Consider the following 26,316-nt stretch of genomic DNA (forward strand, 5'->3'; position numbering starts at 1 on the left):
AATTCAGTTCAGTTTGGAGGAACTCATGGCAGTCGAGGACGAGATCCAGTTCGAGCGGGACGGTCATGTGGCGCGGGTCTGGTTGAACCGCCCGCACAAGAAGAACTGCGTGACCGTGCCGATCCTCAACCGGCTGGACGAGATCATCACCGAGGTCGACGCGGACCCCGAGCTGCGCGTGCTGGTGCTGCGCGGTCGCGGTAACACCTTCTGCTCCGGGTTCGACCTGGACAGCCTCCAGGCCGACTTCGTCGGCAGCTCCACCGCCATCGAGGTCGCCGTGCTGTCGGCGAAGGTCTGCGACCGGCTCTACTCGATGAAGACACCGTCGATCGCCGTCCTGGAGGGCCACGTCACCGCGGGCGGCTTCGAGCTGATGATCTCCTGCGACTTCGCGATCGCCGCGGACGACGCCCTGATCGGGGACTTCCACATCCGACGCGCGCTGTTCGGCGGCGCCGGCCCGATCTACCGGGTGCCGCGCATGATCGGTGTCCGCAAGACCAAGGAGCTGATGCTCACCGGCAAGCTGCTCACCGGGGTCGAGGCCGCCGAGTTCGGCCTCATCAACTCCTCGGCGCCCGCGGACAAGCTGGAGGCCACGGTCGAGGAGTTCGCCGACCAGCTCATCGACAAGAGCCCGTTCACCATGTGGATCACCAAGATGACCATCGACCGCAGCCTCGACGCCGACATCCAGTCGCTGATGGTCATGGAGCACCTCGCGGTCGGCGTGATGCTCAACTCCGAGGACGCGGCGGAAGGCGTGGCGGCGTTCCTGGAGAAGCGGGAGCCGCAGTGGAAGGGGCGCTGAGCGGCGTGCCGGAGGCCGGGGGCCGGCTGCGCGGCTCCCGGTGCGCCGACTGCGCGGTGGCCGCCTACCCCGCCGACGCCGCGTGTCCGCGCTGCGGGGGACCGGCCGAGCCGGTCGTGCTCTCCGGAACGGGAACGCTGTGGACCTGGACCGTGCAGCGGTACCCGCCCAAGTCGCCTCCGTACGTTCCTCCCGCAGCCGGATTCACACCGTTCACCGTCGGTTACGTCGAACTGACGGAAGGGGTACGGGTGTTGGCCGTAGTCGACATCCGGCCTGAGGACGCGGAGATCGGCATGCCGGTGACGATCACGGCCGGGGACGGCGTGCCCAGGGCCGCGGGAGCCGCCGTATGAGCAGTGCGGACGTGCTCGTCTGCGGCGCCGGGATCACCTCCTTCGCCCGCACGCAGGCGAGCGGCCGGCAACTGGCCGTGCAGGCCGTGCGGGCCGCCCTGGCCGACGCCGGACTGCCGTGGTCCCGGGTGCGGGCCGCGTACGGCGGCAGTGATGCCGCCGGCAACGCCGACACGCTGGTCGCCGAACTCGGGCTGACAGGACTGCCGTTCGTCAACGTGCGCAACGGCTGCGCGACCGGCGGCAGTGCGCTGATCTCGGCTGTGGCCGCGATCCGGTCCGGGGCGGCGGACGTGGCCCTCGCCGTCGGTTTCGACAAGCACCCGCGCGGCGCCTTCGACCCACGCCCCGCGGACTGGGGGCTCGACGAGGCCTACGGCCGCGACGGGCTGATGGTGACCACCCAGTTCTTCGCGATGAAGATCCAGCGGTACATGTACGACCACGGCATCAGCGCCCGCACCCTCGCGCTGGTCGCCGAGAAGGCCTACGCGAACGGCGTGCTCAACCCGTACGCCTGGCGCCGCAAGCCGCTCGACGCCGACGAGATCCTGGCGTCCGGGACGGTCAACGACCCCCTCACCCGGTACATGTTCTGCTCACCCGGCCAGGGCGCGGTCGCCCTGATCCTGTGCACCCGCGCGGTGGCCCGCGAGATCGGCGCGACGCCGGTCAGGCTGCGGGCAGCCGTCGTACGCACCCGCAGGTTCGGCTCCTTCGAGGTGTTCAGCCCATGGGCGCCGCCCGGGACGCCGACGAGCGTGAGCGCGGACGCCGCCCGATGCGCCTTCGAGGAGGCCGGGTTGGGACCCCGCGACATCGACGTCTGTCAGTTGCAGGACACCGAGAGCGGCGCCGAGGTGATGCACATGGCCGAGTGCGGGTTCTGCGAGCACGGCCAGCAGGAGTCGCTCATCCCGTTCGGGGCGACGGGGATCGACGGCCTGCTGCCGGTCAACACCGACGGCGGCTGCATCGCCAACGGCGAGCCCATCGGCGCCTCCGGACTGCGCCAGGTCCACGAGGTCGTGCAGCAGCTGCGCGGCCGGGCCGGCGAACGGCAGGTGCCCGGGGATCCGTCGACCGGCTTCACCCATGTGTACGGGGCGCCGGGTGTCAGCGCCTGCACCGTGCTGACCCGTTGAGAGTGCGCTGAGAGGAGGAGCATGGACGGCATACCCCGCCCGGACGACTTCCGCGCCGAGGCCCGGCGCTGGCTGAAGACCGTGGCGACCGCGCGCGCCGCACATCATGAGTGGGGCCGCGGCGACGACTCGGTGGCTGTCTTCGAGAACTGGACCGAGGCCGAGGAACGCGCCCACACGGACCGGACACGGGACTGGGAACGCACCCGCTACGACCATGGCTGGGGCGCGCTCGCCTGGCCCGCGGAGTACGGCGGCCGCGCATTGCCCCCTCACTACGAGCAGTTGTACCGGTCCGAGGAGGCCGCCTTCGACGTACCGAGGCGCGCCGAGATCTTCCCGGTCACCCAGCAGCTCGTCGCCCCCGCCGTCCGCACCTGGGGGACGGCGTTGCAGAAGCGGCGCTGGCTGCGCCCCATGCTCCGCACCGACGAACTCGCCTGCCAACTGTTCTCGGAGACCGAGGCGGGCTCCGATCTCGCCGCCGTCCGTACCCGGGCCGTACGGGAAGCCGACGGCTGGATTCTGCGCGGCCACAAGATCTGGACCTCCGGCGCCAGGGTCGCCACCTGGGGTGTCGCCGTTTGCCGCACGGACCCGGATGCCCCCAAACACGCGGGCATCACCGTCTTCCTGGTCCGGATGGACGCGCCGGGCGTGACCGTACGGCCCATCCGGCAGATGACCGGTGGCGCCAGCTTCAACGAGGTGTATCTGGACGACGTCTTCGTTCCCGACACCGACCGGCTCGGCCCCGTCGGCGACGGCTGGCGGGTCACCCTCACCGTGCTCGCCGCGGAGCGCCTCGACTCGGGAGGACTCGGCCTGGACAACGCCGACCGCGCCCTCGACCTCGCCCGGCGCCTGCCCCGCCGGCTCACCGACGGGGAACGGCAGCAGGCTGCCGACCTGTTCGTCCGCGCCCTCGTCCAGCGGCTCACCGGGCTGCGCGTGACGTCGGCGTCGGCAGCAGGCCGCACACCGGGCGCCGAGGCCTCGGTCGGCAAGCTCCACGCCACCGCGACCATGCGCGCCACCACCGACCTCGTCCAGCAACTCCTCGGGCCGCGCCTCGCCGCCGACACGGGGGAGTGGGGCACGTTCGCCTGGACCGAGCACCTGCTCGGCGCTCCCGGCTACCGCATCGCCGGCGGCAGCGACGAGATCCAGCGCGACATTCTCGCCGAACGGATCCTGGGACTGCCCAAAGCACCGAGAGGAGACGGGCGTTGAGCACCACGACCGAGCTGACCGATCTCGAGCGAAGGGTCCGCGGGCGGCTTGCCGAGCGCCATCCCGGCGAAGAATGCGGCGACCTGCGCACCCTGCCCGGCGGTCACTCGGGGCTCACCTATTCCATCACGGCGGGACCGGTCTCGTACGTCGTGAAGGCGGTGCCACCGGGCCGGCGGGCCGTCGGCCGCAACGACGTGCTGCGCCAGGCCCGGGTCCTGCGCACGCTGGCCGCATCACCGGTGCCCGTGCCGGAGGTCATCGCCGTCGACGAAGACGAACCGGCCTGGTTCGCCATGGAGTTCGTGGACGGTGAGGCCGTCGAGCCGGTCCTCGACGAGCACCGGCTCGACCCGGGATTGTGCCGCAGGCGGATGCTGGCCCTGGCCGGCGTACTGCGGGATCTGCACGGCACGACGAGGACGGAGACGGTCGAACCGCTGGACCCGGCGGGGGAATTGGAACGGTGGAGCCGCACCATGCGCGCGGTGCCGCCCGGACTCCGCCCCGGGGGCGAGGACGTCTTGGCCGCCCTGGCCGCACACATCCCCGACGGCATTCCCCCCACCCTCACCCATGGCGACTTCCGCCTCGGCAACGTCCTGTGCCAGGGCGAGCGACCGGCCGCCGTCGTCGACTGGGAGATCTGGGGATACGGCGATCCGCGCATCGACCTCGGGTGGTTCCTCCTCTTCACCGACCACCACGACTTCCCCCGGCTCGGACGCGCCGTTCCCGGCCTGCCCACCGAGGAAGAGCTGCTCACCGCCTACCTCGACGGACAGCCCGAACCGCCTGCCCTCGACTGGTTCCGTGCCCTGGCCCGCACCAAGATGGCCGCGATCATGGGCCACAACCTGCGCCGGCACCGCGAGGGCAGGCACCACGACCCCGACCAGGAACGGCTGCCGCCGACCATCGCGGCGATGATCCGCACGGCCCGCGACATCCTCGCCCGACGGTCCTGAAGGAGCGCCACCATGGATTTCGCACTCTCCCCGAGGGCCGACGAACTCCGCACGCGGATGGCCGCGTTCATGGAGGAGTACGTCCTGCCCGCCGAACCCGTCTACGACCGGCAACTCGCCGAGGCCGAAGACCCCCACGAACTGCCCACGATCATGCACGAGCTGAAGGAGAAGGCGTACGCCGAGGGCCTGTGGAACCTCTTCCTCTCGCACGGCGACTGGGGCGCCGGCCTCACCAACCTCGAATACGCGCCGCTCGCCGAGCTGGCCGGACGGTCGGTGATCGGCCCCGAGGTGTTCAACTGCTCAGCCCCGGACACCGGCAACATGGAGCTGCTCGCCCTCTTCGGCACCGCCGAGCAGCAGGACCGCTGGCTGCGGCCCCTGCTGGCCGCCGAGATCCGGTCGTGTTTCGCCATGACCGAGCCCGAGGTGGCGAGCTCCGACGCGCGCAACATCCGCACCCGGATCACCCGTGACGGCGACGAGTACGTCGTCAACGGGCACAAGTGGTACACGTCCGGGATCCTCGATCCGGACTGCCGGCTGATCATCCTCATGGGGGTCACCGACCCGGACGCGCCGGCCTACCGGCAGCAGAGCATGCTGCTGATCCCGCGTGACACCCCCGGGATCACCGTGCTGCGCGATCTGCCGATGTTCGGCTACACCGACCGCTGCGGGCACGGCGACGTGCTCTTCGAAGACGTCCGGGTACCGGTCTCGGCGCTCCTCGGCGGCGAGGGCGACGGATTCGCCCTGGCTCAGGGGCGCCTGGGGCCGGGCCGGATGCACTACGCCATGCGGGCTGTCGGATTCGCCGAACGCGCACTGGAGTTGATGTGCCGCCGGGCGCTGACCCGCACCGCCTTCGGCGGCCCGCTCGCCGAACGGGGCGTCGTCCGCGAGTGGATCGCCCGCAGTCGGATCGAGATCGAGCAACTGCGGCTGCTGGTCCTCAAGTCGGCCTGGCTGATGGACACATCCGGCAACGCGGCCGCGCGCACCGAAGTCGCCGCGATCAAGGTGGCCGCGCTGGAGGTCGCCCACCGGGTGGTCGACCGGGCGGTCCAGGCGCACGGAGCGGCGGGGGTCAGCGACGACACCGTGCTGGCCCGGCTGTACGCCATCACCCGGGCGCTGCGGATCGCGGACGGGCCCGACGAGGTGCATCTGCGGACGGTCGCCCGGCGCGAACTGGCCAAGTACCCGGAGGAGTCGGCGTGAACGGACAGCGACTGGACGGCCGGGTCGCCGTGATCACCGGCGGCTCCCGGGGCATCGGTCTCGGTATCGCCAAGGCGTACCGGGAGGCGGGAGCCCATGTGGTCATCGCCTCGCGCAAGGCGGACGGACTGGCCGCGGCGCGCGAGGAGTTGCTGCGGGTCAAGGGTGACGGCGAGGTCCACGAGGTGGTCGCCAACGTCGGCGAGCCCGAGGACGCCGAGCGCTGCGTCGAGGAGACCGTGTCCCGCCTCGGCCGTCTCGACGTCCTGGTCAACAACGCGGCCACCAACCCCTACATGGGCGATCTCGTCGACCTCGACCTGCCGCGCGCGGAGAAGACCGTACGGGTCAACCAGTACGGCATGGTCGCCTGGACGCGGTGTGCCTGGCGGGCGTGGATGAGCGAGCACGGGGGAGCGGTCGTCAACATCGCCTCCGTCGGCGGACTGGTCGTCGACCCCCACATCGGCTGGTACAACGCCACCAAGGCGGCCATGCTGCACATGACCAGGCAACTCGCCTACGAACTCGGGCCGATGGCGCGCGTGAACGCGATCGCGCCCGGGCTGATCAAGACCGAGCTGGCCCGGGCGGTGTGGGAGCCGAGGGAGCCGATCCTGACCGCGAAGCTGCCGCTGCGGAGACTCGGAACAGTGGAGGACGTGGCGCACGCGGCCGTCTTCCTGGCCTCCGAGGCCTCTTCCTGGATGACGGGGCAGACGCTGGTCCTGGACGGCGGGGCGACCGTGCTGCCGATCGGGGTGGATGCATGACACCCGTCGCGGACCCGATGGCGGAGCTGTTCTCGCTGCGGGGGCGGACCGCCGTGGTCACCGGGGCGTCGTCCGGGCTGGGGGCCCGGTTCGCCAGGGTTCTCGCGGCGGCCGGCGCCACCGTCCTCGCCGCCGCCCGGCGGCTGGAGAAGCTCAAGGAACTCGCCGACGACGACCCGCGCATCCACCCCGTCGTCTGCGATGTCTCGCGGGAGGAGGACCGTACGCGGCTGATGGGGACGGCGCTCGACGAGACCGGCCGGATCGACGTCCTCGTCAACAACGCCGGCGCGCCGGGCGCCGTACGCGCCGAGGACGAGAGCGCCGACGACTTCGCCGCCGTACTGGACGTGAACCTGGTGGCGCCCTTCCACCTCGCGCGGCTGCTGGCCGAGGCGCCGACGTCCGGGAGCACGCGGACGGTTTGTACCCGATCGGTGGTGAACGTCTCGTCCGTGCTGGGCCTGGTCTCCGGCGCCCCACTCGGCGGTGCGGCCTACGCCGCGTCCAAGGCCGGGCTCCTGGGGCTGACCCGGGAACTGGCGGGACAGTGGGGAAGGTCGGGGGTGCGGGTCAACGCGCTCGCGCCGGGCTGGTTCCGCTCGGAGATGACCGACGGGCTGTTCTCCGACGAGCGCTCCCGACGGTGGGTCGATCGCGGCACGATGCTGGGGCGCGGCGGTGAGCGAGGGGAACTGGACGGGGCACTGCTCTACCTCGCCTCGGACGCGTCCTCCTACTGCACCGGGCACGTGCTCACCGTGGACGGCGGGTGGACGGCGCGATGAGGGTCACGGTCGAGGTCGACGGCGAGGGGCTGGCACGGGTCGAGATGTGCCGCGGGGCGGGCAACGCGATCGACCTGGCGACGGCCCGGGCGCTGTTGGACGCCGCCCGGGAGTGCGAGCAGGCGCGGGCCCGGGCGGTGCTGCTCACCGGGCGGGGACGGTCCTTCTGCGTCGGCGGCGATCTGAAGGAGTTCGCCGCGCTGACCGGAGAACACCTGACGGAGCACCTCACCGAAGTGACCGACGCGCTCCACGGGGCGCTGCGGATCCTCGCCGGGCTGGACGCTCCGCTGGTGGTCGCCGTGCAGGGGGCCGTCGCGGGCGCCGGTCTCGGGCTCGTGACGGCGGCGGACGTGAGTCTCGCGGCGACCGACGCCGGCTTCACGGCGGCGTACACCGCGATCGGGTACACACCGGACGCCGGGGTCAGCTGGTCGCTGCCCCGGCTGGTCGGGCCGCGGCGGGCTGTGGACCTGCTGCTGACCAATCGGCGCGTCACGGCTGCGCAGGCACTGCAGATGGGGTTGGTGAGCCGGGTCGTCGCGCCGGAACGGCTGACCGAGGAGGCCGTACAGGCGGCGGGCGCGCTGGCACGCGGCGCCACGGCGGCGTACGGGGCGACGCGGCGGTTGGTAGGGCGGGCGCTCTCCGCCGGCCTCGACGAGCACCTCGACGCGGAGGCCCGTCACCTGGCCGCCGCCGCGGCGTCCGCGGAGGGCCGGGAAGGCGTGGCGGCGTTCCTCGCCGGCCGCAGACCGGACTTCGCAAGGACCGAGGCGGCGCGGTCCGCAGCCGCGCCCCCGATCTCCCACGGCCCGAGTGCGCGGGAGCCTGGCCCCACGTGGCCCGCGACGCACGAGTGACCCGGCCGATCCCGATTCGTAGCCGACTTGAATTTGGGTCTACTCTCGGACGACCGGACGGTGATCGGTACCGGCCGTGGAGGAGAGGGGGAGACGATGGCAAGGGCGCGGATCGTGGATCCGGAGGAGGGGCCCAGGTCGAAGCGCGGTGCGATTCTCGTGGCTGCCGTGGAGCGGTTCGGGGAGGACGGCTACGAGAACACCAAGTGGTCGGAGGTGGCCGACCGGGTCGGCATCGGGCAGACCGCCCTGTACCACTACTTCGAGTCGAAGGCCCACTGCCTGCTGACCATCATGCGCCTGGAACTCCAGCGCTCCCACGACCAGTTCGTCGAGGCCACGACCGACGAGACGGATCCGGTGGAGGAACTGCGCGCGGCGGTCAGGTCCGCGTTCGCGGTCACCGAGCAGGAGATCCGCCAGATGCGGATCCTGCAGGCCAACATGTCCCTGCTAGCCACCCCGCGGAAGTCCAAGCGCGAGGAGACCGAGCGCGTCGCGGCCCGCCAACTGGTCCAGATGGTCGAGCGGGACTGGACGAGCCTGTTGATGCGTGGCATGGCGAAGGGCGCCTTCCCGGTCCGGGACGCGCACACCCTCGGCCTCGCCGTTCTCGGCATGATCGTCAGTGTGTGGCGGTGGTACCGCCCGACCGGAGCGATTCCCCTGCCGGAGATCAGCGAGATGATCGAGGGATGCGTGGTGCGCATGGTCGCGGAGTAGCCCCAAGGCCCGCTGACGACCGCCCCGTCGGGTCAGGCCCCGCCTCTTGTCCGCGGCGGGGCGGCTGCCTTACAGTCAAACTGAACTGAACTCAGGTTGTCTAATGGCGCTGAGGGAGAGCGATCTGCGATGGTGCTTCGCGAATACATGGCCAGAATGGACGGCCAGGACCCGGAGAAGGCCCTGGAACTCCTGGAACCCGGCTTCCGGTTCCTCATCGCCCTCCCCGGCGGTCAACGGACCGGCACCTCCCGTGAGGACTTCGCCGACTACATCGCCGGGCGCGACGCCGTGCACCGTCGGCACGAGATCGTGCGGTACGCCGTCGACGGCGACGTGGAGACGGCGTACGGCTTCGTGGTCGACCAGGGCGTGACCACGGGGGCCTTTCTGTCCGCCGTGCAGGTCTCACCCGCCGGGCTGATGGCCGGCTACCAGTCCTTCTTCACCCCCGACTTCGACCTCGTGGACCGGCCGTGAGCGCGCCGTCCACGTCCGCCGCCCCGTTTCTGACCACCTGGTTCGGGATCCTGGACAGCGACGACGCCGACCGGATCCTCGACCTGATCGGCGACGGCTTCTCCTTCTCCATCCTGTTCTCCACCGGGGGCGACGCCGGCACCGACTTCCACGGCGGGCGGGCCGAGATGGAGGGCTACCTCGCCCAGCGCGAGGTGGGCGTCCGCACCCACCACCTGCTCACCGCCTCCACCGTCGGCCGGGACGAGCTGTACCTCGGCGAGGTACGCAGATCGGGCGTACCGGAGGCGACTTTCGTGGCCTCGGCCCGCCTGGACGACGAGGGCCGGGTACGGCGCCTGCTGATCGGGCGCTCGCCCGCGGTCCTGTTCACCTGAGGAGCCTGAGGAGGCGCGATGTACAACCTCGTCCTGCTGGCCGCCCGGCCGCCCGAGTGGACCCACGAACGTTTCATCGACTGGTGGCGCGACGAACACGCCGAACTCACCCAGCACCTGCCCGGGCTCAGGGCCTGGCGGCACACCGACATCGACGCGGCCCTCGAACCGCGCTCGGAGGGCTGGGACGGCGTCTCCGTCCTGACCTTCGACACCGCCGAGGACCTGCGCAAGGCACTGAAGAGCCCGGAGTGGGCAGCGGCCGTCGCCCAGGTCGGCGACATGCGCGGACGCCGGATCGCCGTCATGGGCGGCGAGATGGAGATGTACGGCGGCTGAGCACGCCGGGACGCGGACCCGGGCCGACCCGGCCCCCCTGCGCACAGTGGGCCCTTCGCGCAGTGGGCCCTTCGCACAGAGGCGAGGAAGCGGATGCGACAGACAGTGCAGGAGTTCTACGACCGTTCCGAACAGGCCGACTTCACAGCCGTCGTCGACGACCACGGACGTCACGGCGCCCGCGACCTCCTGCGGCATGCGACCGAGCTGGCCGAGGCGATGACCCCCGACGGGACGCCCGGCGGCACCGTGCTCCTCCAGGCCGACAACTCCTGGCGCACCGTCGCGGCGACGCTCGCCGTGGGACTGACCGGCGGGGTCCTGGCCCTGGTCAACCGGCACACGACCGGTGCCGAGTTCGACGCCGCCATGGAGGACATCCGTCCGGACGTCCTCATCGCCGCACCCTCCGCGATCGGGGAGTGGGGCGGCGGCTCGGCCCCGTCGGACGCGCTGACGGCCGAGGCCCTGGACGGCTGGTCGGTCCGCGCAGGCCGCGGCCCGCGCGATGTCTCCCGTTGGTCCGGCGGCGCCCTCATCGGCCTCACTTCCGGCTCCACCGGGCGGCCAAAGGGTGTAGTCCAGTCCGAGAGCGCCCTGCGGTACGCGTGCTCCTGCACCATCGACGTCAACGGCCTGCGCGACGGGGACGCGGTGGCCGCCGTCGTCCCGCTCTCCTCGACCGCCGCCTACTGCTTCGGAGTCTGCCTCGCCCTCATGCTGGGAGGACCGCTCGTCCTGTCCGGCCGTTGGGACCGCGAGGAGGCGCTCGCCCGGATGGCCGCCCATGACGTCCGGTGGACCATGTGCGTGCCGACCATGGCTCTCCAGATGGGCTCGGCCGCCGCAGGCTCGAAGGTCCTCGACGGGGTCCGCTCGATCACCGTCGGCGGCGGCCCCATGGACCGTGGCGCCCTCGCCCGTGCCGAACGCTCCCTGGGGACGAGGATCCTGCGCGTCTTCGGCATGTCCGAGTGCCTCGGACACACCTCGCCCCGGCCCGACGACCCCGAGGAGATCCGCCTCGGCCGTGACGGACGGCCCTTCCCCGGCACGGACCTCAGGGCCGTCGCCGCCGACGGCACCCTCCTGGCGCCCGGCGTGACCGGCCGCGCCCAGGTACGCGGCCCGTCCCTCTTCCTCGGCTACGCCCGCGACGGCAAGGTCGAGCCGCCGGCCCTGACCCCGGACGGCTATTTCCCCACCGGCGACCTGCTGGTGAGCGGCGAGGACGGCACGGTCACCGTCATGGGCCGCGAGAAGGACGTCATCATCCGGGGCGGACGCAACCTAGACATCACCGAGATCGAGCGCGCCGTAGCGACCCATCCGGCAGTGGCTCGCGTCTGTGTGACCCCCGTACCGGACCCGCTCCTCGGCGAACGCGCCGCCGTGCTCCTCGTGGTCGAGGACGGTAGTGGCGAACTCGGCCTCGACGAGATCACCGCACACCTCGCCCGCACCGGCCTGTCCAAGGCCAAGTGGCCCGAATTCGCCTTCAACGTCGGCGAGTTGCCGCAGACGACCGTCGGCAAGCTCGACCGGTCGGGAGCCCGCAGGCTCGCCCACGACCTGCACGCGGGTCTCGCCGCACACCCCCAGCAGCACCGGCAAGGAGATGCATGACGACCCCCACGACCCGCACCCCCCGTTTCGACCGCGGCCGATGGGCGCAGGCCGGACCCGAGACCGTACACCCCGGCGTCCACCGCATCCCGCTCCCGCTGCCGGACGACGGGCTGCGGGCCGTCAACGTCTACGCGCTGGAAGGGCTGACGGAGGGACTGGTCCTGATCGACGGGGGCTGGTCCATCCCCGAGTCCCGCAAGGCACTCGAGGACGCCCTGACCCAACTCGGCCACGATCTCGGCGAGATCAGTCACGTCCTGGTGACCCACATCCACCGCGACCACTACACCCAGGCCGTCGAACTGCGCAGGCTGCTGGGCTCCCGCGTCTACCTCGGCGCGGGCGAGCGGCGGGGCCTGGAGGCCCTGGGGGAGCTGCGAACGGACGAGCCGGTCGGCTCGCTGGTGAACCTGCGTCGGGCCGGGGCCCACGACCTGGCCGAGCGGGTCGCGGCGATGTACGACGACGACTTCGACCCCACCGTCTGGGAGGCGCCGGACCGCTGGCTGCACGCCGAGGAACTCCACTTCGGGGACGCGCGGTTGACGGTCGTCCCGACGCCCGGACACACCCAGGGGCATGTCGTATACCACGACCGGGCGCGGGGGCTGCTGTTCTCCGGGGACCACGTCCTGCCGCACATCACCCCGTCCATCGGCTTCGAACTCGGAGAGCCCTCCCTGCCGTTGGGTGACTACCTCGAATCACTGCACCTGATGACCACGCTCGCCGACGCCCGACTGCTGCCCGCCCACGGTCCGGTCGGCGACAGCGTGCACGCACGGGCCGGAGAGCTCCTGGCCCACCACGACGACCGGCTCGCCGAGACGCTGGCCACCCTCGGCGAGGGTGTGCGCACCGCGCACGAGGTGGCGGGGGAACTGGGGTGGACCCGGCGCAAGGTGCCCTTCGCGGACCTCGGAGTCTTCGACCAGATGCTCGCCGTCAACGAGACGGCGGCGCATCTGGACGTGCTGGTGGTTCGCGGCCGGGCCCGTCGCACACAGACCGACGGAGTCAACTGGTACGTGGTCCCGACCGCTTAGAGCCCCAGCACGTCAGAGCCCCAGCATGTCAGAGCCCCAGCACGTCAGAGCTCCAGCACAAGGCCCGGCACGGCGTGATCAACGCGCCGTCCAGCCTCCGTCGACGTAGAGCTCTGACCCGGTCATGAAGCTTGCGTCGTCGGAGGCGAGGAAGGCCACGGCGGCCGCCACCTCCTCGGGCGTGCCGAGCCGGCCGAGTGGCGTGCCCTCGACCATCGCGGTCAACCGGGGGGTGTCGCGCCACAGTTCACGTGACCGGGGCGTCTCGATGAACCCGGGGTGCAGGGAGTTCACCCGGACGCCCCGCTTCGACCAGTGCAGCGCGGCGTTCTTCGTCATCAGGCGTACGGCGCCCTTGGCGGCGTGGTACGAGAACTGGGCGCCGAAGCCACCGACCGTTCCGAAGATCGACGAGACGTTGACTATGGAGCCGCCGCCGGAGCGCTCGATGGACGGGCCGCCATACTTCATGCCGAGCCAGACACCGGTCTGGGTCACGCCGAGGACCTGCTCCCAGGACTCCATGGTCTCGGTCTCGACCGAGTGCATCGTGGCGATCCCCGCGTTGTTGACCAGTACCGACAGATCGCCGAGTGCGGCGGTCACCGTGGCGACGACCTCACGCCACGCCGACTCGTCCGAGACGTCCAGGGCCAGCCCCAGAGCTCCCCCTGCGACCTCCTCGGCGAGCTTCTCGCAGCGATCGCCGTCGAGATCGGTCACCACGACCGCCGCTCCCTCGGCCGCGAGGCGTCGTACGACGGCGTCGCCGATGCCTCCCGTGGCACCGGTCACCAGCGCGGTCTTCCCGGCCAGCCTCGATTGCATCGTGTCCCCTCACTTCTCGGTTGTGCGGTGGTCTTCAATTCCGTACGCCGATCCACGCGAGGGCACCACCGTCGGTCACGTACGACGATCCCGTGATGCACGCGGCGTCGTCAGAGGCCCGCTCGCGCGGTGGGGAAGCCGGTGAGGCCGGAGACGGAGGCGGTGTTGACTGCGGCGGGCCCAATCGGTGAGCGGCGCGGACACGGTGCGGCGAACTCGGTCGTCGACCACACCGCCTTCAGGTTGACCTCGTAGATCAGAACGCGGAGCGCGGCCGGCGTGGGGCAGGGCATCGGCTCCAGGGATCCCAGCATCAGGCTGCTCCTCGAGGTGCGTCGCGGGACCTGAAATGAACTGGATTCACTTCTGTTGAGTCTAGGTTCCGAGGGCGGGGTCGACAAGCCTCGACAGGGACAACCGGGGTCTTTCCCTGAGCGGTTGCGCGGCGAGGTGAATTCACCTGTGGTCCGGAGCTGAAGCAGGCCGAGTTCATCGCCGAGACAGGGCTTGAACGTGTCCGTTGTCCGCGACGGCAGCAGTGTCGAGGTACGTCCGCGGTGGAGGGACCTCAACTGACGGACGCCGTCAGGCCTGGAGGGCTTCATCGCGGGAGAGGGCCCGCTTGAGCAGACCCTCCAGCGCGTCCTGTTCGTCCTGGGTCAGGCCGGCGAACAGGGGTTCCTCGGCCAGGGCCTTCAGCAGCCGTTCCTGCAGCTCGGTGCCCTCCGGGGTCAGGACGAGCTGCTTGGCCCGGCGGTCGGTGGGGTGAGGGCGGCGCTCTATCAGCCGCAGGGTCTCCAGCTTGTCGATCACGACGGTGGCATTGGACGGTTCGCAGCTCATCCGCCCGGCCAGTTCGCGCATGGTCATCGGACCGGTCATCTCGCGCAGGGCCGAGGCCTGCGCGACGGTCAGACCGAGCCCGGCCACCCATTCACGCGTGCGCGCATTGCTCTGCATGTCCAGGTCGTGCACCAGCTTGCCCAGCTCCCACTGCGCTTCCGCCTGCTCCTGTGTCATCGCCATGGCTCCAGACTAGCAAACTGCTTCAACCCATGATAGGTATGATTTGAAGCATTCAAGCCATATGTATTGGAGGGGGCCTCATGAACCTCAACCTCACCGGCAAGACCGCCGTCGTCACCGGTGCCAGCCGCGGCATCGGACTGGCCACCGTCCAGACCCTGGTCGACGAAGGCGTCCGCGTCGTGGGCGCCGCGCGCACCATCACGCCCGAGCTGAAGGAGACCGGCGTCCATGCCGTGTCGGCGGACCTGAGCACCGCGGAAGGCGTCGCCGCCCTCATCGACGGCGCACTGACGGAACTGGGCGGCATCGACCTGCTGGTGAACAACGTGGGCGGCGGGGACGAGGCCGTCATGGGCTTCCTCGACGCCGACGACACCCAGTGGACCCGCATGTTCGACATCAACGTGCTCGCCACCGTCCGCGCCACACGCGCGGCCCTGCCCAGCCTGATCGAGCGCCGGGGCGCGGTCGTCAACATCTCCTCCACCGTCGCCCGGATGCCCGCAGGCGTCCCGGCCAGCTACAGCGCCGTCAAGGCCGCGGTCACCGCGCTCGGCAAGTCCCTGGCCGAGGAGTTCGGTCCCCAGGGGGTGCGCGTGAACACCGTCTCTCCCGGCCTGGTCCGCACCACCGTCTACGAGGACCCCAACGGCCCGGTCGCCCAGCTGGCCGCGGCAGCAGGTGTCAGCCTCGCCGACTTCGTCCAGCAGATCGCGAAGTCCCAGAACATCACCACCGGCCGCATGAGCGAAACCGATGAGGTCGCGGCCCTGGTCGCATTCCTGCTGTCCGACGTGGCCGGCAACATCGCCGGCGCCGACTACGTCATCGACGGCGGCACCATCAAGACGGTCTGAACCGAGTGTCAAGCCCGCCGCGGCGGCGGGCGCAATCCAGCACTTCAACCCACGAACATGGAGGTCAGACTCATGGCTCATGTCGTCGTCGCGTCCGCCGAGCGCACCATTGACGCTCCTGCGGACGAGGTCTACCGGTACCTGACAGACATGCAGCTTCACTCTCGGTTCCTGCCGACCCCCTTCTACGACTTCCACGTCGAGGAGGGCGGCGTGGGCGCGGGCAGCGTCGTCCGATTCAAGATCGACTTTGCTGGAGGTGTTCGGGAACTCCGGATGCAGGTCACCGAGCCGGAGCCGGGCCGAACCCTGGTTCAGACCGACACCAACGGCTCCGGCTTCGTCAAGACGTTCACCGTGACCCCGCAGGCCGAGCAGGCGCTGGTGAACATCACCTCCAGTTTCGACGGCGAGAGCGGCGTCGCCGGCTTCGTCGAGGGGATCATCGCGCCGCGCAGGTTGCACCGCGTCTACGACAAGGAACTGGCCCGCCTCGACGCCCATGCCCGCGAGCAGCGCGCGGTTTAGCAGCGGCACGTCGGCTGGAACGGGGCCTGGGGCCTCACGGCTTGCAGAACGGTCTGCACCGGTTGTCAGTGACCAAGGAACAGGAGTTCCACCATGAAGATGCTCACCTTCAAGGCCACGACCCACCAGGCGAAGCCTGCCCGTATCGGCGCGCCGATCAGCGCGGCGGCCATGGAGGCAGTGCTCGACGAGCCAGGGCCGGTCGAGGTCAAGACCATCGGCGCGGACTGGGAGGCCCCGATCGCGGGTCTGCTCAACATCAAGCACCCGAAGGCCGTTGCGGCGGGGATCACCGACCACAAGGAGCCGATCAAGATCTACGCCCACGTCGTGCGGCACCCCACGCAGGGTTTCTTCCTGGTGGACACGGGCGTTTCACGGCGGCTGGTGGAGGACCCCGAAGGCGTGGGGGTCGGAATGATGCTGAGGAAATACGGGGGCATCGAGAAGATGCGCCCTCAGCAGAGCACCGCGGAGATCATCGAGGCGGAGGGAGTTTCCCTGAACGGGGTCTTCATGACCCATCTCCACCTCGATCACGTCTCCGGGCTCCCGGATGTTCCCAAGGACGTCCCCATCTACACCGGCGCCAATGAGGCGGAGGCGTCGCTCTTCCTGAACCTGTTCGCCCAGGGGACGAACAACCACCTCCTTGCCGGACGGCCGCCGCTTCAGGAACTGCAGTTCATGAAGGACCCGGGCGGAAGGCTCGAAGGCGTCAACGACGTGTTCGGCGACGGCTCGTTCTTCGCGATCCTGACTCCGGGGCACACCACCGGACACGTCTCCTACCTCGCCCGCACCGCGGCGGGTCCGGTGCTCATGACCGGTGACGTCAGCCACACGCGCTGGGGTTGGCACAACGGCGTCGAGCCCGGAACGTACATGCAGGAGCGCGAACCCAGCATCAAGAGCCTGCTCGCCCTGAAGGCGCTCAGCGAGCGCCACCCGAACATGATCGTGAGGCTGGGTCATCAGGAGTAGGCGGCCACGCGGGCCGGACGCCGCCCTGACGATCTGGACCCTCGTCGAAGCCGTCGCCACCTGATGCCAGCGCGGGCCGACACCTTGCAGCTGCTCACGCTCACGTGCCGATGAGCGGCACCTGCCACGCGCTGAGGTCCCCGCGCAGCCCTGTGCATGCCATGGCAAAAGCCTGATCGTGTCAGCGCGCCACGTTGTTGTGTTCCGGCACCGGTTCAACCGGAACTTGGCAGGCCGGAGAGCAGGGCCGCAGCAGCTCTGTCGAAAGGGTCGATGCTACTTGCAGCGCGACACAGGATGTGGGCGCCTTCGAGTGTGACAATCATGAGGGTGGCCAGATCAGCGGCCTGGGACGCGCTCATTCCGGCGTGGGTGAGTTTTCCGGCGAGCTCGCCGCCCCATCCGGTGAATGCTTCGGCCGCGACAGTGCGCAGGCTGCCCTGGTCGGCAATGGCCGCACCGCCGTCGACGGTGACCGCCGCGATTGCGCAGCCGCCGCCCCCGGCGGACGCCTGCACCACGGGGCGGACGCTGCCGAGAAACGCCTCCACGACTTCGCGTGGCGTGCGGTCCGGCAGTTCGTGCAGGTGGCTGCGGACGTCTTCTGCGTTGCGGCGGGCGGCTTCGAGGGCGAGTTGCTGTTTGCCGCCCGGGAAATGGTGATAGATCGCTCCGCGCGCGGCACCACTCTCGGCCAGGACGTCGGTGAAGGACATCGCGGCCAGGCCGTGGCGCTGCAGCAGTCCGATTGCTGCGCTGATCATGCGGGACTTCGTGTCCGCGGCCATCGCGACCTCCTTGACTAGTACGGCCATCCTAGTCCATGCTCCCCCCACTAGGACGCACGTACTAGTGGCGTGGGCTGGACAGCCCCCTAAACCGGAGGTTCGTGATGGGCAAGACGTTTCTCTACACCGAGATCCAGGCAGCGGTACCGTTCGACCAGTTCGACTGGCACCAGATCAATGCGGCGCTGAAGACCGCGCCGGGCCTGATCCGCAAGACGTGGCTGTCCGGCATCGGAACCCACACCGTCGGTGGCTTCTACGAGTTCGACAGCGCCGAGAACGCCCTGGCCTTCGCTCAGGGCCCCTTCGCCGAAGAAGCCCGCCGGGCCGGAGCCCCGGCAACGACACGACTGTTCGACGGCGACATCGTCAAAGACGCCAGCATCGACCTGAACTCGCCCTACTACACCTGACACCGCAGGCTGCCGCCAAGTCGGCTCTGAACACGCCTCGCTCCACCGCCGGGGCGAGGCGGCCTCAACGGAAAGTCATCTCGATGAACATCACGCGGCACCCCGAGAACACCGTGAGCTGGATCGACCTCGGCACCCCCGATATGGGGACGACGACGGCGTTCTACACCGCGCTGTTCGGCTGGACCGTCGCCCAACCGGACTCCAACGGCTACCGGCTCTGTACGCTGCGCGGACAACTCGTCGCCGCCCTGGGGCCGGCCGAGGACGCCGGCGCACCCTATTGGACGACCAACGTCACCGTGTCGGACATCCAAGCCACCGCCACCCGCTTCACGAACCTGGGCGCCCAGATCATCGTGGCACCCACCCAAGTCGGGACGCTCGGCCACGCCGCCGTCACGATCGACCCCGTCGGCGCACCACTGTCACTCTGGCAGCCCGGAACCCATGACGGAATGCAGCTCGACCACGAACCTGGAACATTCGCCCGCATCAGCCTTCTCACCGACCACTGCGCGCATGCCGCCGCCTTCTACCGACCAGCACTGCACTGGAACTCCAACCCACAGCACACCGAGTTCCGGTTGCCGGACAACTCGATCGCCGCCACCGGCAGACCGCCAGGGAAACCAACGGCGCAGCGATCGCTCTGGCTCGTCAGTTTCGCCAGCAACAGACCCACCGCCGACGTCAAACGGGCCCGACGGCTCGGTGCGACCGAAGTTCGCCAGGACTCCAACGGAGATGTGGTCATGCGCGATCCCACCGGCGCTCTGTTCGGCCTTACCCAGCACGTCCGATAGTCCCGCTCCGCCCGAACGCGTTGCCCAGGCAATCGCGCACCACGTTGTCAGCTGTCGGTGCATGAGGGCCAGTGGTCTCCCGCCCACTCCGGCCAAACCGGCCAGCCCGCCGGCGGGGTGGGGATCTCGCCCCCGGCGAGTTCGGCGGCGTCAGGCACCTGGAACTGCTCCCGCCATTGGTCTACGTCGGTCTCGCTCATGGGAAACGTCTGATGCGGTGTCGTCGCCTGGCGGTGCGCGATGCGGGCGAGCTGGACGTCCTTGTCCACGGGCACGTTGGTCTGGGGTCAGCCGCAGTGCCCGGTGCCTTGCGGCGAGCTCTTCGGCCCGGGTGGTTTTCCCGGCTCCGGGGAGCCCGACCATCAGGAACAGGGTGGCGACAGGCGGATCCTGCGCGACGGCGGGGCTGGCTCCATGGGGGCACGGGGATGGGGTTTCGTGCTGTGAATCGAAGCGCTGCGACTGGGACATGACTCCCCTGATCAGGCAGGACGGCCCGGCAGCACAGCAATGAGCGAGTGGCTGCCGGCAGGACACTGATCCGGCGATACGTCGTGGCACTGACCCCGGCCGGGGTCAGCTACGAGGCCGCGGTTATGCTCCACCGTGTTCCATCCCGTGCGACCCGCCGCGCCACCGAACGGTGCAGGTCAGTGGTGCCTGCGGGCGCGTGCTTGACGGTACATCGCCACCCGAACGGCGGTGAGGCACTTCTCGGCCATCGCGCTCCGCTCCAGCGGCTCATACGCGAACCAGTCGAAGAGCAGGTCAGAGCGAGTTCAAGTCGGCGGAGGCTCAGTGTGGGTCGGCTCGCGTGCGTGGGGATGTGCCCGCGGGGTGGGTGCCCGGGCGGGGAGGGGTAGGGGCGGTGCCGGGTCGGCTGAGGCCTCCGTTGAGCCAGGCGGCGGCGAGTTCTGCCCGGGAGCGGGAGCCGGTGCGCTGGAACAGTCGTGTCAGGCGCTGTTCCACGGTCTTGTGACTGCAGGCGAGTTCTGTGGCGATCTGCCGGTTGGTCGCGCCGTCACTGACCATGCGCACGAGTCTGATGTCGAGTTCGGTCAGCTTCGCGTGGCCTTGGCGGAGTCTCGGTACGGGGATGTCGCGTCGCTGTGCGGCACGGGTGACGGCGGTGCGGAAGGAGCGCCCCAGGCCGAGGGTGTGGGCGTTGTGCATGGCCTCGGTCAGCCGGCGCCGGGGGTCGTCGGCGATGTGTGTCAGGCAGAGGCCGGAGATGACGCTCAGGTGGACGTCGCCTCGGCGCTGGATCGACCGGTGGGCGATCAGTGCGCTGTCGGCGTCCTCGTGGGCGATGCCGCGTGCGAGGAGGAGGACCTCGTGGGTCATGGGTGTGACTGCCTCCTCGTGCAGGGTTTCCAGTTCTTCCATGGCCTGCTGGACTGTCTGCGGCCGGTCGTGAAGGGCGGCGAGCGACAGGATGCGCAGCAGCAGCCGTTCGACACCGGCCAGCCGGCCGCTCTTTCGTGCCTGCTGCGCGTCGTGCCAGGCCTCCTCGAGCGCCTCCTCCGTTCGGCCCGACCAGTACCGGACGGCCAGCCGCGCCCGCGCGACCAGGGGATGAGTGAGGGTGTCGGGGACCAGGCCCAGCCACTCTGTGGCGTGTGCGATCTCCCCGCGTGTGCAGTGGATCTCTGCGGCCAGCGCTCGCGGCAGGTGCGGGACGCCAGCCGTGCCGTGGGTGCGGCTGCGTACTTCGATGCGGCGGGCGGCTGCCAGCGCGGCGCCCCAGTTCCCCGCCAGGTAGTCGCGCACCATGCCCCCGTACTGGACGGCGATGCCGTCGGGCGCCGCGGTGTACCGGTCGCCGAGGACGGCGGCGAGCGCGCCGGCCAGGTCTGCGTAGGCGGCGGCGTGGCGCAGTCGGTCCAGTGCCTGGTCGGCGATGGCGTCGGGGGACAGGTTCTGTCGTGCTCGGCTCAGTTCGGTGTGGCTGCCCACGGCGGCGGCCACCAAGTGCAGTTCACCGGGTGAGGGCAACGGTGCGGGCCGGTGCCCGGGATCGGTGTCCGGGGTCAGGCGGATCACCCTTGTCGGCCGTGACATCAGCGGGCCGATGCCGTAGAGGCCACCGAGGGCCATCAGCCCGGCCGCGGCAGGAAACCGGTCGGCCACCTCGCCGGAGCGGGGGTGGATGTCATCGGTGCCGGGGGCTCGGTGTTCGTGAAGTGCCGCCCACGCCCATGCGGCGGCAACGTTCTGCAGACCGGCTGGTTTCTCGGCCTCGTCGGCGTCGTCGGCCTCCTCGGCCTCGTCGGCGTATGCGGTGTATGCGGTGTATGCGGTGTATGCGGTGAATTCGGGGTGCTGCGTGTCCTGGAGGGCAAGCAGTGGTTCGCCGAGTGCCAGGAGCCCGTCGTGGTCGCCGTGCCGCAGACTCAGGCTGCTCGCCTCGTGGAGCACACCAGGGGTGCGCGGGTCCTGTGGCGGGAGCCGGTGAAGCGCGGCCGCGTAGGCGCGGGCCGACCGGGGCCAGTTGGTCCTGGCATCCTCGCGGGCCGCGGCCAGCAGCAGCGGCACCGCGAGATCGTCCTCCAGGCGCGCGCCGGAGGCTGCGACGCGGTCGGCCAGCCTCGGGTAGCCCCTGCCGGTGGCCTCGGCGCCGAGCTTGTCCGCCAGCTGCGCGACATAGCGCGCGGAGTTGCCCTGAACATCGCGCCGGATGGGCAGGGTCCGTAAGGACGCCGCGAGCGCCGGGACGGCGAACGACAGGCGGCCCTGTGGGTCCGCAGTCAGGATCCGGTCCGTGATCAGACGGTCCAGGGTGTGTTCGAGGGCTCGGGCGCCGGCCGATGGCGTCATCCTGAACGCGTCGTCGACGTGCACGTCCGCATGGTCCAGCACACAGGCGGTGACGATCGCCGCCTCGACGAGCGCGGGGTACGGGGGCGCGTGGGGCCTGCCGAACCCGAGGAGGAACGCTTCCTCGACGGTCAGTCGCAGATGTTTCTCGGCGCGCATGAGGCACATCAGGCCGTCGAGTTCCAGCAGGTCTTGTGGGTCCAGGGCGTCGAGGACCGACACCACGGCCCGCGGGTTGCCTGCCAGCGTGCCCAAGGCCCGCGACACAGCGTTCGTCAGAGCAGGTTCGGCCGGACGGCCGAACCGCCGGGCGACGTGGCTGTCGACGAGGGCGGCGACGTCGTCCGGCCGCAGGGGCGGCAGTACGAGGACACGGTCGGCCGCGGCCGTCAGCTGGGCGCGACCGGGGTCCGTCGCGGGCTGCGGGCGGCCGGCCATCACCACGGGGACGCCGTGCGGGCGCAAGATCCGCAGGAGCGGACTCAACGCCTCGGCGATGTGCCGCGGCATGCGCTCGACACCGTCGACGACCAGCGCGAACGGCAGCCGGCGGGCCGCCGTGGCCAGTGCGTTGGAGAACGCGGCCAGTCCACTCACCCCGCCCTCCCGCGCCGCGGCGCCCAAGCGTGTCCGCTGCGCGGTGGGCAGACGAAGCAGACAGTTGTCGGGGTCGGCGAGGACCAGGCCGCATCCGGCGGCTATGACGAGCGCATCGGCGGTGTCCTCGGCGCCGTCGCCTTCCCAGCCGAGCCGCACCACTGCGGCGCCGGCCCGGGCCGCCGCACGCCGCGCCTGCTCCACCACAGCGGTCTTGCCCATCCCGGCCCCCGCGGTGACCAGCAGGACACGCGCCGCCGCATCGGTCGCGCACAGGGCATCGGCCACCTCGCGGACGACGCTGTCTCTGCCGATGACCGCTCCACGCTGTTGCCGCACGGTGCCACCTCGCTCGCTCTCCTCAGCCCCGATGTGAGACAACACCCGGCGCCTTTCCGTTCCCTTTACATGTACGGACAAGAACGACGCCTCCGTTCACCGGGACATCGTGCGCAGGGGCCCTGGCGGGTCACGCGGGCGGCGCCGCTCATAATGGCCAGCGCACGGGCGAAGTCCCAGCCGTCGGCGCACAGTTGGAAACGGCAGTGTTCACCGCGGACCGGCGCATATCTCCAGAGAAAGGGATGTACTGCACAGTGGCTGCGCGGTCGGTAACCAATGATCTGGCCCGCTGGGGTACACCCGCCCGCATGGAGCGCACCGACCGCCGCCTGCTCGGCCGCGCGCGCGAGTCGGAACAGATGCACGACCTGCTGAACGACCCCGGCGGCCCGCGCCTGCTCCTCGTACGAGGCGAACACGGCGTGGGACGAAGTGCGTTCCTGCACGCGGTCGGTGAGCGGCTGCGAGCCCACGGAGCTGCCGTGCATGCTGTGGACTGTGTCCCTGGTGACGGCGGGCGGCCGTTGCTGCTCGCGCTGCGGCTGGTCATGGCGCTGGAGGAGTCCTGGTCCGCCGAAGAACGGCAGGGGCCGTCCGCAGGGCCGGTTTCCCGGGCGCTGCTGGCCGTCGACCGGCGTGACCAAACGGCAATGGAGGCACTCCTGCGCGCCGCTGTCACCCGCAGCGCACCGGCGGCCGTCCTGGTCGACGATGCCCAGCATGCCGACCCCGAGTCCCTGGCCGCACTCAGCCGGATCGAATGGCCCCGGGGTCCGGGCGTCCGGCTGGTGGTGTCGGCCGTACGGCACGTCGCACCGAGCGCGGGCGGCGCGACAACCGAAGGGGACCGGGCACCACGTGGTGAGGGGGCGGCCGGGATCATGGACCGGTTGGCAGGCGTCGCGGGGGCCCACATCGTGGTCCTGACCCGGCTGGGAGCAGACGACACCACCACGCTGGTGGCGCGGTGGCTGCAGGCGCGACCCGATGCCGCCCTGGCCGGGCAGACAGCCGAGTTGACGCGGGGCATCCCGGGAGCGGTCGAGGCCCTGCTGACCGGCTGGACCGGTCGGGGCGACATCCGGATCGCCGACGGCCATGCCTTCATCGCCGCGAGAGCCCAGGTACCGGTGCTGCCCGAGGACGACCGGTTCGTGACGGAGCTGGACCGACTTGACGGCCCTTTGCGCGCGGTGGCCGCGGCGCTGAGCATCCTGGGACCCCTCGGCCGGTCGGCACTTCACCTGACCGCGGCGTGGACCGGCCTGTCCGCCGACGCTGTCAGCGACGGTGTCCGCCGCCTGGTGGAGTGGGGCGTCGTCGACGAACTGCGCGGACCGGACGGAACCACGGTGCGAGGCTGGACCTTCCGCCTTCCGCTGACCGCGCACACCGTCCGGGAGCGGCTGAGCCCGGTGGAACGCAGCCGGCTGTCCGCCACGGCGGTCGAGGCGTTCTGGACGGACGCGGACGCGCAGCACGCCGGAGAGGAGATTCCACCGGCATCGGTCCTGCTCGACGAGGCGAGCGAACGGGCCTACCGCGCGGACCGGATCGCAGACGCGGGCTCCTTGGTCGACCGGGAGCGCGCGCTGGCCGAACTGACGGCCGCCGCCCAGGAGATGCGGCCCGGTACCGATGACGAGGCGGTGCTCCGGTGGCTGCGGGCTGCCGGCGACCTGACCGAGCATGCCGCCGCCCGCGATCTTGTCCTGCAGAGGTACGCCACGGCTGCCTACCTGGCGTGCGATTACCGAACAGGCCGCGCTGTCGGGGAGTCTCTGCTGCGCAACCCAGGACCGACACTGACCGATCTCGACCTGCAGGAGGCCGCCTGCCTCGTCGTGGCGGTCACGGCCAATGAACGGGACTGGCAGGCGATGTCCCGACTCGCAACGACCCATTGGTGGGACGGGCTACCGGTACCCGCCCTCGCCAAGGTGACCGGCCAGGCCCTGGCCCTGTGCCACCTGTCGCACTGGCAGGAGGCAGCGGAACTGCTGGAACAGACCGAAACGGTGTGGAACACCAGCCCACGCGCACGTGCGGCGCCCGGCCGGTTCAGCGCCATGGCCGACCTGGCAAGGGGCCGACCCGAACCGTACCGGCGTGAGCTGGCCATGCACGACGCTCCGGAGTTGCCCCCTGGCAAGGTGTACTCGCTGGCCGGAGGCATGTTCGACACCCTGCTCACCGGCTACGACCTCAATGCGGCCAAGACCCTGCTGGAGACCGTCGGCCTGTCCGTGCACATGCTGCCCCCGCTCAGCCGGTTCCTCTTCGATCACCTCACCGGCCGGTGGGACCAGGCGCTGGAATCGGGCCGCAGGCTGCTGGCCGGCAACGAAGTGCAGTCGACCCCGGTGTCGGACAGCTCGCCGCTTCCCGCGCGGACGACGGCCATCCTGCTCGCCCGGGGGCGCATCACCGGCGCGCTCCAGCTCGTGGAGGGCATGCGTGGCGCCGAAGGCAGCCCACCGCAGTGCGCGCTGCACGCATCGGAAGCAGAAGTGCTCATGGTCCTCGGCGACCCGGACGGCGCCGACAGGACCCTGCGCAGCGCACTGGCCTCGGCACAGGCACACGACCAGATCTACGGCACGGACGAGCTGTGGGCCCTGCTGGCGGAGGTGGCGGCCGAGGCGGGGCACACCGGCGAGGCGATGGCCTGCCTGCAACACCTGGGGCGCATCGCCCCTCGGACGGGCACCGACCGGTCCCGCCTGCTGCACCTGCTGGCCTCGGCCCGCGTTCTGCGGCAGGAAACGCCCGACGCCGCCCGCCACAACCTGCGCGAGGCCGTCGACCTCGCCCGCACCCGCGGCCTGCCCTTCGAGACGGCGACCACCCTGGTAGCCGCCGCCACCGCGGGCGCGGTCCCGGCCACCCTGCTGCACGAGGCGTACGACCTGTTCGGCACGACCGGCGCCACCCTGTGGCGCTTCCACACCAGGACCGCCCTGCGAGAGGCCGGACTCACCGTCCCCGGCCGCACGCAGGCCACCGCCGAGAACGACCAGCTGCTCGCCACCCTCCTCGCCGAACAGCTCACCACCCGCCAGATCGCCACCGTCCTACGGCTCACCGAGGACGCGGTCACCCGACGCCTGTCCCGGCTGTTCGCGCGCACCGGAAAACGCTCCCGCACCGAACTCGTCACCGCTGTTCTCACCGACTCCCTCTGACGCCGCACGGCCCGCGGACGCTTCGCGTCCGGTTTCCCTGTACTTAGCCGCTCACCGGCCGCGAGGGCGGAAACAGCCGCTCACACCTGACACGATTCAACGCAGCGGCACAGGAAGTGAGTTCGGAAACGGAGAAACGTGAACATGGTTGACACGCGGGACGGGACGCAGGGCAGGCGGGCGACACACAGGCCCCCACCCGGACCTCGGTCCTGAGGCGTTTCGCGCGTCACGGATCGCAAGCGGGCGCTCTCGCTCGTGGCTGTCCCTGGGGTTTCGTTCATCAACGCCGCTTCCGCGTCCACTCGAACGGCCGCAGCCGCACCCCGGCTACCCGCGAGGGCGCGGGTCGCTCGTGATGTCCGAAGGACGGCGACTGCG

The 26,316-nt window shown here is 70.6% G+C and carries 27 protein-coding genes and 1 pseudogene; 21 read left to right on the plus strand and 7 right to left on the minus strand.

Translation table 11 applies throughout. The annotated features are described in order from the left end of the window. Positions 1-25 precede the first annotated feature (25 nt). From ACIBAF_RS37350 to ACIBAF_RS37420, 15 genes are all read left to right on the plus strand, one after another. Positions 26-814, plus strand: coding sequence for an enoyl-CoA hydratase/isomerase family protein (locus ACIBAF_RS37350; RefSeq protein WP_399469130.1), 789 nt, complete (start codon positions 26-28; stop codon positions 812-814). Further along, positions 799-1,170 (plus strand): Zn-ribbon domain-containing OB-fold protein, encoded by a 372-nt coding sequence (locus tag ACIBAF_RS37355; protein WP_399469132.1) that lies wholly within the window; start codon positions 799-801, stop codon positions 1,168-1,170. The genes ACIBAF_RS37350 and ACIBAF_RS37355 overlap by 16 nt, the downstream gene beginning before the upstream one ends. Beyond that, a complete protein-coding gene (locus tag ACIBAF_RS37360) occupies positions 1,167-2,315 on the plus strand; it encodes a thiolase family protein (RefSeq protein ID WP_399469134.1) in 1,149 nt (382 codons plus the stop codon). The genes ACIBAF_RS37355 and ACIBAF_RS37360 overlap by 4 nt, the downstream gene beginning before the upstream one ends. A 21-nt stretch (positions 2,316-2,336) precedes the next feature. Beyond that, positions 2,337-3,548 carry an acyl-CoA dehydrogenase family protein gene (locus tag ACIBAF_RS37365; RefSeq protein ID WP_399469136.1) on the plus strand — a complete coding sequence of 404 codons (1,212 nt, stop codon included), beginning with the start codon at positions 2,337-2,339 and terminating at the stop codon, positions 3,546-3,548. Next, entirely contained in the window at positions 3,545-4,516 is a 972-nt protein-coding gene (locus ACIBAF_RS37370) for a phosphotransferase family protein (protein WP_399469138.1), read from the plus strand. Before ACIBAF_RS37365 ends, ACIBAF_RS37370 begins: the two co-directional genes overlap by 4 nt. Before the next feature lie 12 nt (positions 4,517-4,528). After that, positions 4,529-5,743, plus strand: coding sequence for an acyl-CoA dehydrogenase family protein (locus ACIBAF_RS37375; RefSeq protein ID WP_399469140.1), 1,215 nt, complete (start codon positions 4,529-4,531; stop codon positions 5,741-5,743). Next, positions 5,740-6,516, plus strand: a complete 777-nt coding sequence (locus tag ACIBAF_RS37380; protein WP_399469142.1) for an SDR family oxidoreductase — start codon at positions 5,740-5,742, stop codon at positions 6,514-6,516. The genes ACIBAF_RS37375 and ACIBAF_RS37380 overlap by 4 nt, the downstream gene beginning before the upstream one ends. Then, positions 6,513-7,304: an SDR family NAD(P)-dependent oxidoreductase gene (locus tag ACIBAF_RS37385; RefSeq protein ID WP_399469144.1), complete on the plus strand. Its 792-nt coding sequence runs from the start codon at positions 6,513-6,515 to the stop codon at positions 7,302-7,304. Before ACIBAF_RS37380 ends, ACIBAF_RS37385 begins: the two co-directional genes overlap by 4 nt. Beyond that, positions 7,301-8,167: an enoyl-CoA hydratase/isomerase family protein gene (locus ACIBAF_RS37390; protein ID WP_399469146.1), complete on the plus strand. Its 867-nt coding sequence runs from the start codon at positions 7,301-7,303 to the stop codon at positions 8,165-8,167. The genes ACIBAF_RS37385 and ACIBAF_RS37390 overlap by 4 nt, the downstream gene beginning before the upstream one ends. A gap of 96 nt (positions 8,168-8,263) precedes the next feature. Then, positions 8,264-8,890 (plus strand): TetR/AcrR family transcriptional regulator, encoded by a 627-nt coding sequence (locus tag ACIBAF_RS37395; RefSeq protein ID WP_399469148.1) that lies wholly within the window; start codon positions 8,264-8,266, stop codon positions 8,888-8,890. A 129-nt stretch (positions 8,891-9,019) separates the two neighbouring features. Further along, positions 9,020-9,370, plus strand: coding sequence for a nuclear transport factor 2 family protein (locus tag ACIBAF_RS37400; protein WP_399469150.1), 351 nt, complete (start codon positions 9,020-9,022; stop codon positions 9,368-9,370). After that, entirely contained in the window at positions 9,367-9,747 is a 381-nt protein-coding gene (locus ACIBAF_RS37405; RefSeq protein WP_399469152.1) for a hypothetical protein, read from the plus strand. The genes ACIBAF_RS37400 and ACIBAF_RS37405 overlap by 4 nt, the downstream gene beginning before the upstream one ends. Before the next feature lie 18 nt (positions 9,748-9,765). Beyond that, positions 9,766-10,086 carry an EthD family reductase gene (locus ACIBAF_RS37410; RefSeq protein WP_399469154.1) on the plus strand — a complete coding sequence of 107 codons (321 nt, stop codon included), beginning with the start codon at positions 9,766-9,768 and terminating at the stop codon, positions 10,084-10,086. A 93-nt stretch (positions 10,087-10,179) separates the two neighbouring features. After that, entirely contained in the window at positions 10,180-11,712 is a 1,533-nt protein-coding gene (locus tag ACIBAF_RS37415) for a class I adenylate-forming enzyme family protein (protein WP_399469156.1), read from the plus strand. Continuing rightward, positions 11,709-12,761, plus strand: a complete 1,053-nt coding sequence (locus tag ACIBAF_RS37420) for an MBL fold metallo-hydrolase (protein ID WP_399469158.1) — start codon at positions 11,709-11,711, stop codon at positions 12,759-12,761. The genes ACIBAF_RS37415 and ACIBAF_RS37420 overlap by 4 nt, the downstream gene beginning before the upstream one ends. A 78-nt stretch (positions 12,762-12,839) precedes the next feature. Here ACIBAF_RS37420 and ACIBAF_RS37425 read toward each other — a convergent pair whose 3' ends face one another. From ACIBAF_RS37425 to ACIBAF_RS37435, 3 genes are all read right to left on the minus strand, one after another. Continuing rightward, positions 12,840-13,589, minus strand: coding sequence for an SDR family NAD(P)-dependent oxidoreductase (locus ACIBAF_RS37425; protein ID WP_399469160.1), 750 nt, complete (start codon positions 13,587-13,589; stop codon positions 12,840-12,842). Positions 13,590-13,699: 110 nt separating this feature from the next. Next, the gene (locus ACIBAF_RS37430) at positions 13,700-13,903 is read right to left on the minus strand and encodes a hypothetical protein (RefSeq protein ID WP_399469162.1); all 204 of its coding nucleotides are present in this window, start codon (positions 13,901-13,903) and stop codon (positions 13,700-13,702) included. A gap of 271 nt (positions 13,904-14,174) precedes the next feature. Then, the gene (locus ACIBAF_RS37435; RefSeq protein WP_399469205.1) at positions 14,175-14,609 is read right to left on the minus strand and encodes a MarR family winged helix-turn-helix transcriptional regulator; all 435 of its coding nucleotides are present in this window, start codon (positions 14,607-14,609) and stop codon (positions 14,175-14,177) included. An 86-nt stretch (positions 14,610-14,695) separates the two neighbouring features. On the opposite strand from ACIBAF_RS37435, the gene ACIBAF_RS37440 reads away from it, so the two are divergent. The 3 genes from ACIBAF_RS37440 to ACIBAF_RS37450 all read left to right on the plus strand — a co-directional run bounded on the left by ACIBAF_RS37440 (position 14,696) and on the right by ACIBAF_RS37450 (position 16,987). Continuing rightward, entirely contained in the window at positions 14,696-15,475 is a 780-nt protein-coding gene (locus tag ACIBAF_RS37440) for an oxidoreductase (protein WP_399469164.1), read from the plus strand. A 72-nt stretch (positions 15,476-15,547) separates the two neighbouring features. Beyond that, complete coding sequence (locus tag ACIBAF_RS37445; RefSeq protein WP_399469166.1) at positions 15,548-16,003, plus strand: SRPBCC family protein; 456 nt, start codon at positions 15,548-15,550, stop codon at positions 16,001-16,003. 93 nt (positions 16,004-16,096) lie between these two features. After that, positions 16,097-16,987, plus strand: coding sequence for an MBL fold metallo-hydrolase (locus ACIBAF_RS37450; protein WP_399469168.1), 891 nt, complete (start codon positions 16,097-16,099; stop codon positions 16,985-16,987). A 215-nt stretch (positions 16,988-17,202) separates the two neighbouring features. Here the strand turns inward: ACIBAF_RS37450 and ACIBAF_RS37455 are convergent, their stop codons facing one another. Beyond that, a complete protein-coding gene (locus ACIBAF_RS37455) occupies positions 17,203-17,775 on the minus strand; it encodes a TetR/AcrR family transcriptional regulator (RefSeq protein WP_399469170.1) in 573 nt (190 codons plus the stop codon). A gap of 101 nt (positions 17,776-17,876) precedes the next feature. Here ACIBAF_RS37455 and ACIBAF_RS37460 point away from each other — a divergent pair, with 101 nt between their 5' ends. Next, a complete protein-coding gene (locus tag ACIBAF_RS37460) occupies positions 17,877-18,188 on the plus strand; it encodes a hypothetical protein (RefSeq protein WP_399469172.1) in 312 nt (103 codons plus the stop codon). Positions 18,189-18,271: 83 nt separating this feature from the next. Further along, on the plus strand, positions 18,272-18,994 hold the full coding sequence (locus ACIBAF_RS37465) for a VOC family protein (protein WP_399469173.1): 723 nt from the start codon (positions 18,272-18,274) through the stop codon (positions 18,992-18,994). A 47-nt stretch (positions 18,995-19,041) separates the two neighbouring features. Here ACIBAF_RS37465 and ACIBAF_RS37470 read toward each other — a convergent pair whose 3' ends face one another. The 3 genes and pseudogenes from ACIBAF_RS37470 to ACIBAF_RS37480 all read right to left on the minus strand — a co-directional run bounded on the left by ACIBAF_RS37470 (position 19,042) and on the right by ACIBAF_RS37480 (position 22,747). Next, positions 19,042-19,263 (minus strand): hypothetical protein, encoded by a 222-nt coding sequence (locus ACIBAF_RS37470; protein ID WP_399469209.1) that lies wholly within the window; start codon positions 19,261-19,263, stop codon positions 19,042-19,044. A gap of 37 nt (positions 19,264-19,300) precedes the next feature. Further along, a pseudogene (locus ACIBAF_RS37475) lies at positions 19,301-19,465 on the minus strand (hypothetical protein); the annotation flags it as partial. A gap of 324 nt (positions 19,466-19,789) precedes the next feature. Beyond that, a complete protein-coding gene (locus ACIBAF_RS37480) occupies positions 19,790-22,747 on the minus strand; it encodes an AAA family ATPase (RefSeq protein ID WP_399469175.1) in 2,958 nt (985 codons plus the stop codon). 311 nt (positions 22,748-23,058) lie between these two features. Here ACIBAF_RS37480 and ACIBAF_RS37485 point away from each other — a divergent pair, with 311 nt between their 5' ends. Then, positions 23,059-25,935 carry an AAA family ATPase gene (locus ACIBAF_RS37485; RefSeq protein WP_399469177.1) on the plus strand — a complete coding sequence of 959 codons (2,877 nt, stop codon included), beginning with the start codon at positions 23,059-23,061 and terminating at the stop codon, positions 25,933-25,935. Positions 25,936-26,316: the final 381 nt, after the last annotated feature.

This window comes from Streptomyces sp. NPDC051677 (assembly GCF_044453465.1).
In the GTDB taxonomy this organism is placed as follows: Bacteria; Actinomycetota; Actinomycetes; order Streptomycetales; family Streptomycetaceae; genus Streptomyces.

Coding starts and splice junctions, on each gene's coding strand:
- ACIBAF_RS37465 (WP_399469173.1), top strand. CDS start 18,272: ATGAACATCACGCGGCACCCCGAGAACACCGTGAGCTGGATCGACCTC.
- ACIBAF_RS37435 (WP_399469205.1), bottom strand. CDS start 14,609: ATGACACAGGAGCAGGCGGAAGCGCAGTGGGAGCTGGGCAAGCTGGTG.
- ACIBAF_RS37440 (WP_399469164.1), top strand. CDS start 14,696: ATGAACCTCAACCTCACCGGCAAGACCGCCGTCGTCACCGGTGCCAGC.
- ACIBAF_RS37385 (WP_399469144.1), top strand. CDS start 6,513: ATGACACCCGTCGCGGACCCGATGGCGGAGCTGTTCTCGCTGCGGGGG.
- ACIBAF_RS37390 (WP_399469146.1), top strand. CDS start 7,301: ATGAGGGTCACGGTCGAGGTCGACGGCGAGGGGCTGGCACGGGTCGAG.
- ACIBAF_RS37360 (WP_399469134.1), top strand. CDS start 1,167: ATGAGCAGTGCGGACGTGCTCGTCTGCGGCGCCGGGATCACCTCCTTC.
- ACIBAF_RS37400 (WP_399469150.1), top strand. CDS start 9,020: ATGGTGCTTCGCGAATACATGGCCAGAATGGACGGCCAGGACCCGGAG.
- ACIBAF_RS37410 (WP_399469154.1), top strand. CDS start 9,766: ATGTACAACCTCGTCCTGCTGGCCGCCCGGCCGCCCGAGTGGACCCAC.
- ACIBAF_RS37425 (WP_399469160.1), bottom strand. CDS start 13,589: ATGCAATCGAGGCTGGCCGGGAAGACCGCGCTGGTGACCGGTGCCACG.
- ACIBAF_RS37395 (WP_399469148.1), top strand. CDS start 8,264: ATGGCAAGGGCGCGGATCGTGGATCCGGAGGAGGGGCCCAGGTCGAAG.
- ACIBAF_RS37430 (WP_399469162.1), bottom strand. CDS start 13,903: ATGCTGGGATCCCTGGAGCCGATGCCCTGCCCCACGCCGGCCGCGCTC.
- ACIBAF_RS37445 (WP_399469166.1), top strand. CDS start 15,548: ATGGCTCATGTCGTCGTCGCGTCCGCCGAGCGCACCATTGACGCTCCT.
- ACIBAF_RS37485 (WP_399469177.1), top strand. CDS start 23,059: ATGGAGCGCACCGACCGCCGCCTGCTCGGCCGCGCGCGCGAGTCGGAA.
- ACIBAF_RS37365 (WP_399469136.1), top strand. CDS start 2,337: ATGGACGGCATACCCCGCCCGGACGACTTCCGCGCCGAGGCCCGGCGC.
- ACIBAF_RS37415 (WP_399469156.1), top strand. CDS start 10,180: ATGCGACAGACAGTGCAGGAGTTCTACGACCGTTCCGAACAGGCCGAC.
- ACIBAF_RS37450 (WP_399469168.1), top strand. CDS start 16,097: ATGAAGATGCTCACCTTCAAGGCCACGACCCACCAGGCGAAGCCTGCC.
- ACIBAF_RS37455 (WP_399469170.1), bottom strand. CDS start 17,775: ATGGCCGCGGACACGAAGTCCCGCATGATCAGCGCAGCAATCGGACTG.
- ACIBAF_RS37375 (WP_399469140.1), top strand. CDS start 4,529: ATGGATTTCGCACTCTCCCCGAGGGCCGACGAACTCCGCACGCGGATG.
- ACIBAF_RS37350 (WP_399469130.1), top strand. CDS start 26: ATGGCAGTCGAGGACGAGATCCAGTTCGAGCGGGACGGTCATGTGGCG.
- ACIBAF_RS37420 (WP_399469158.1), top strand. CDS start 11,709: ATGACGACCCCCACGACCCGCACCCCCCGTTTCGACCGCGGCCGATGG.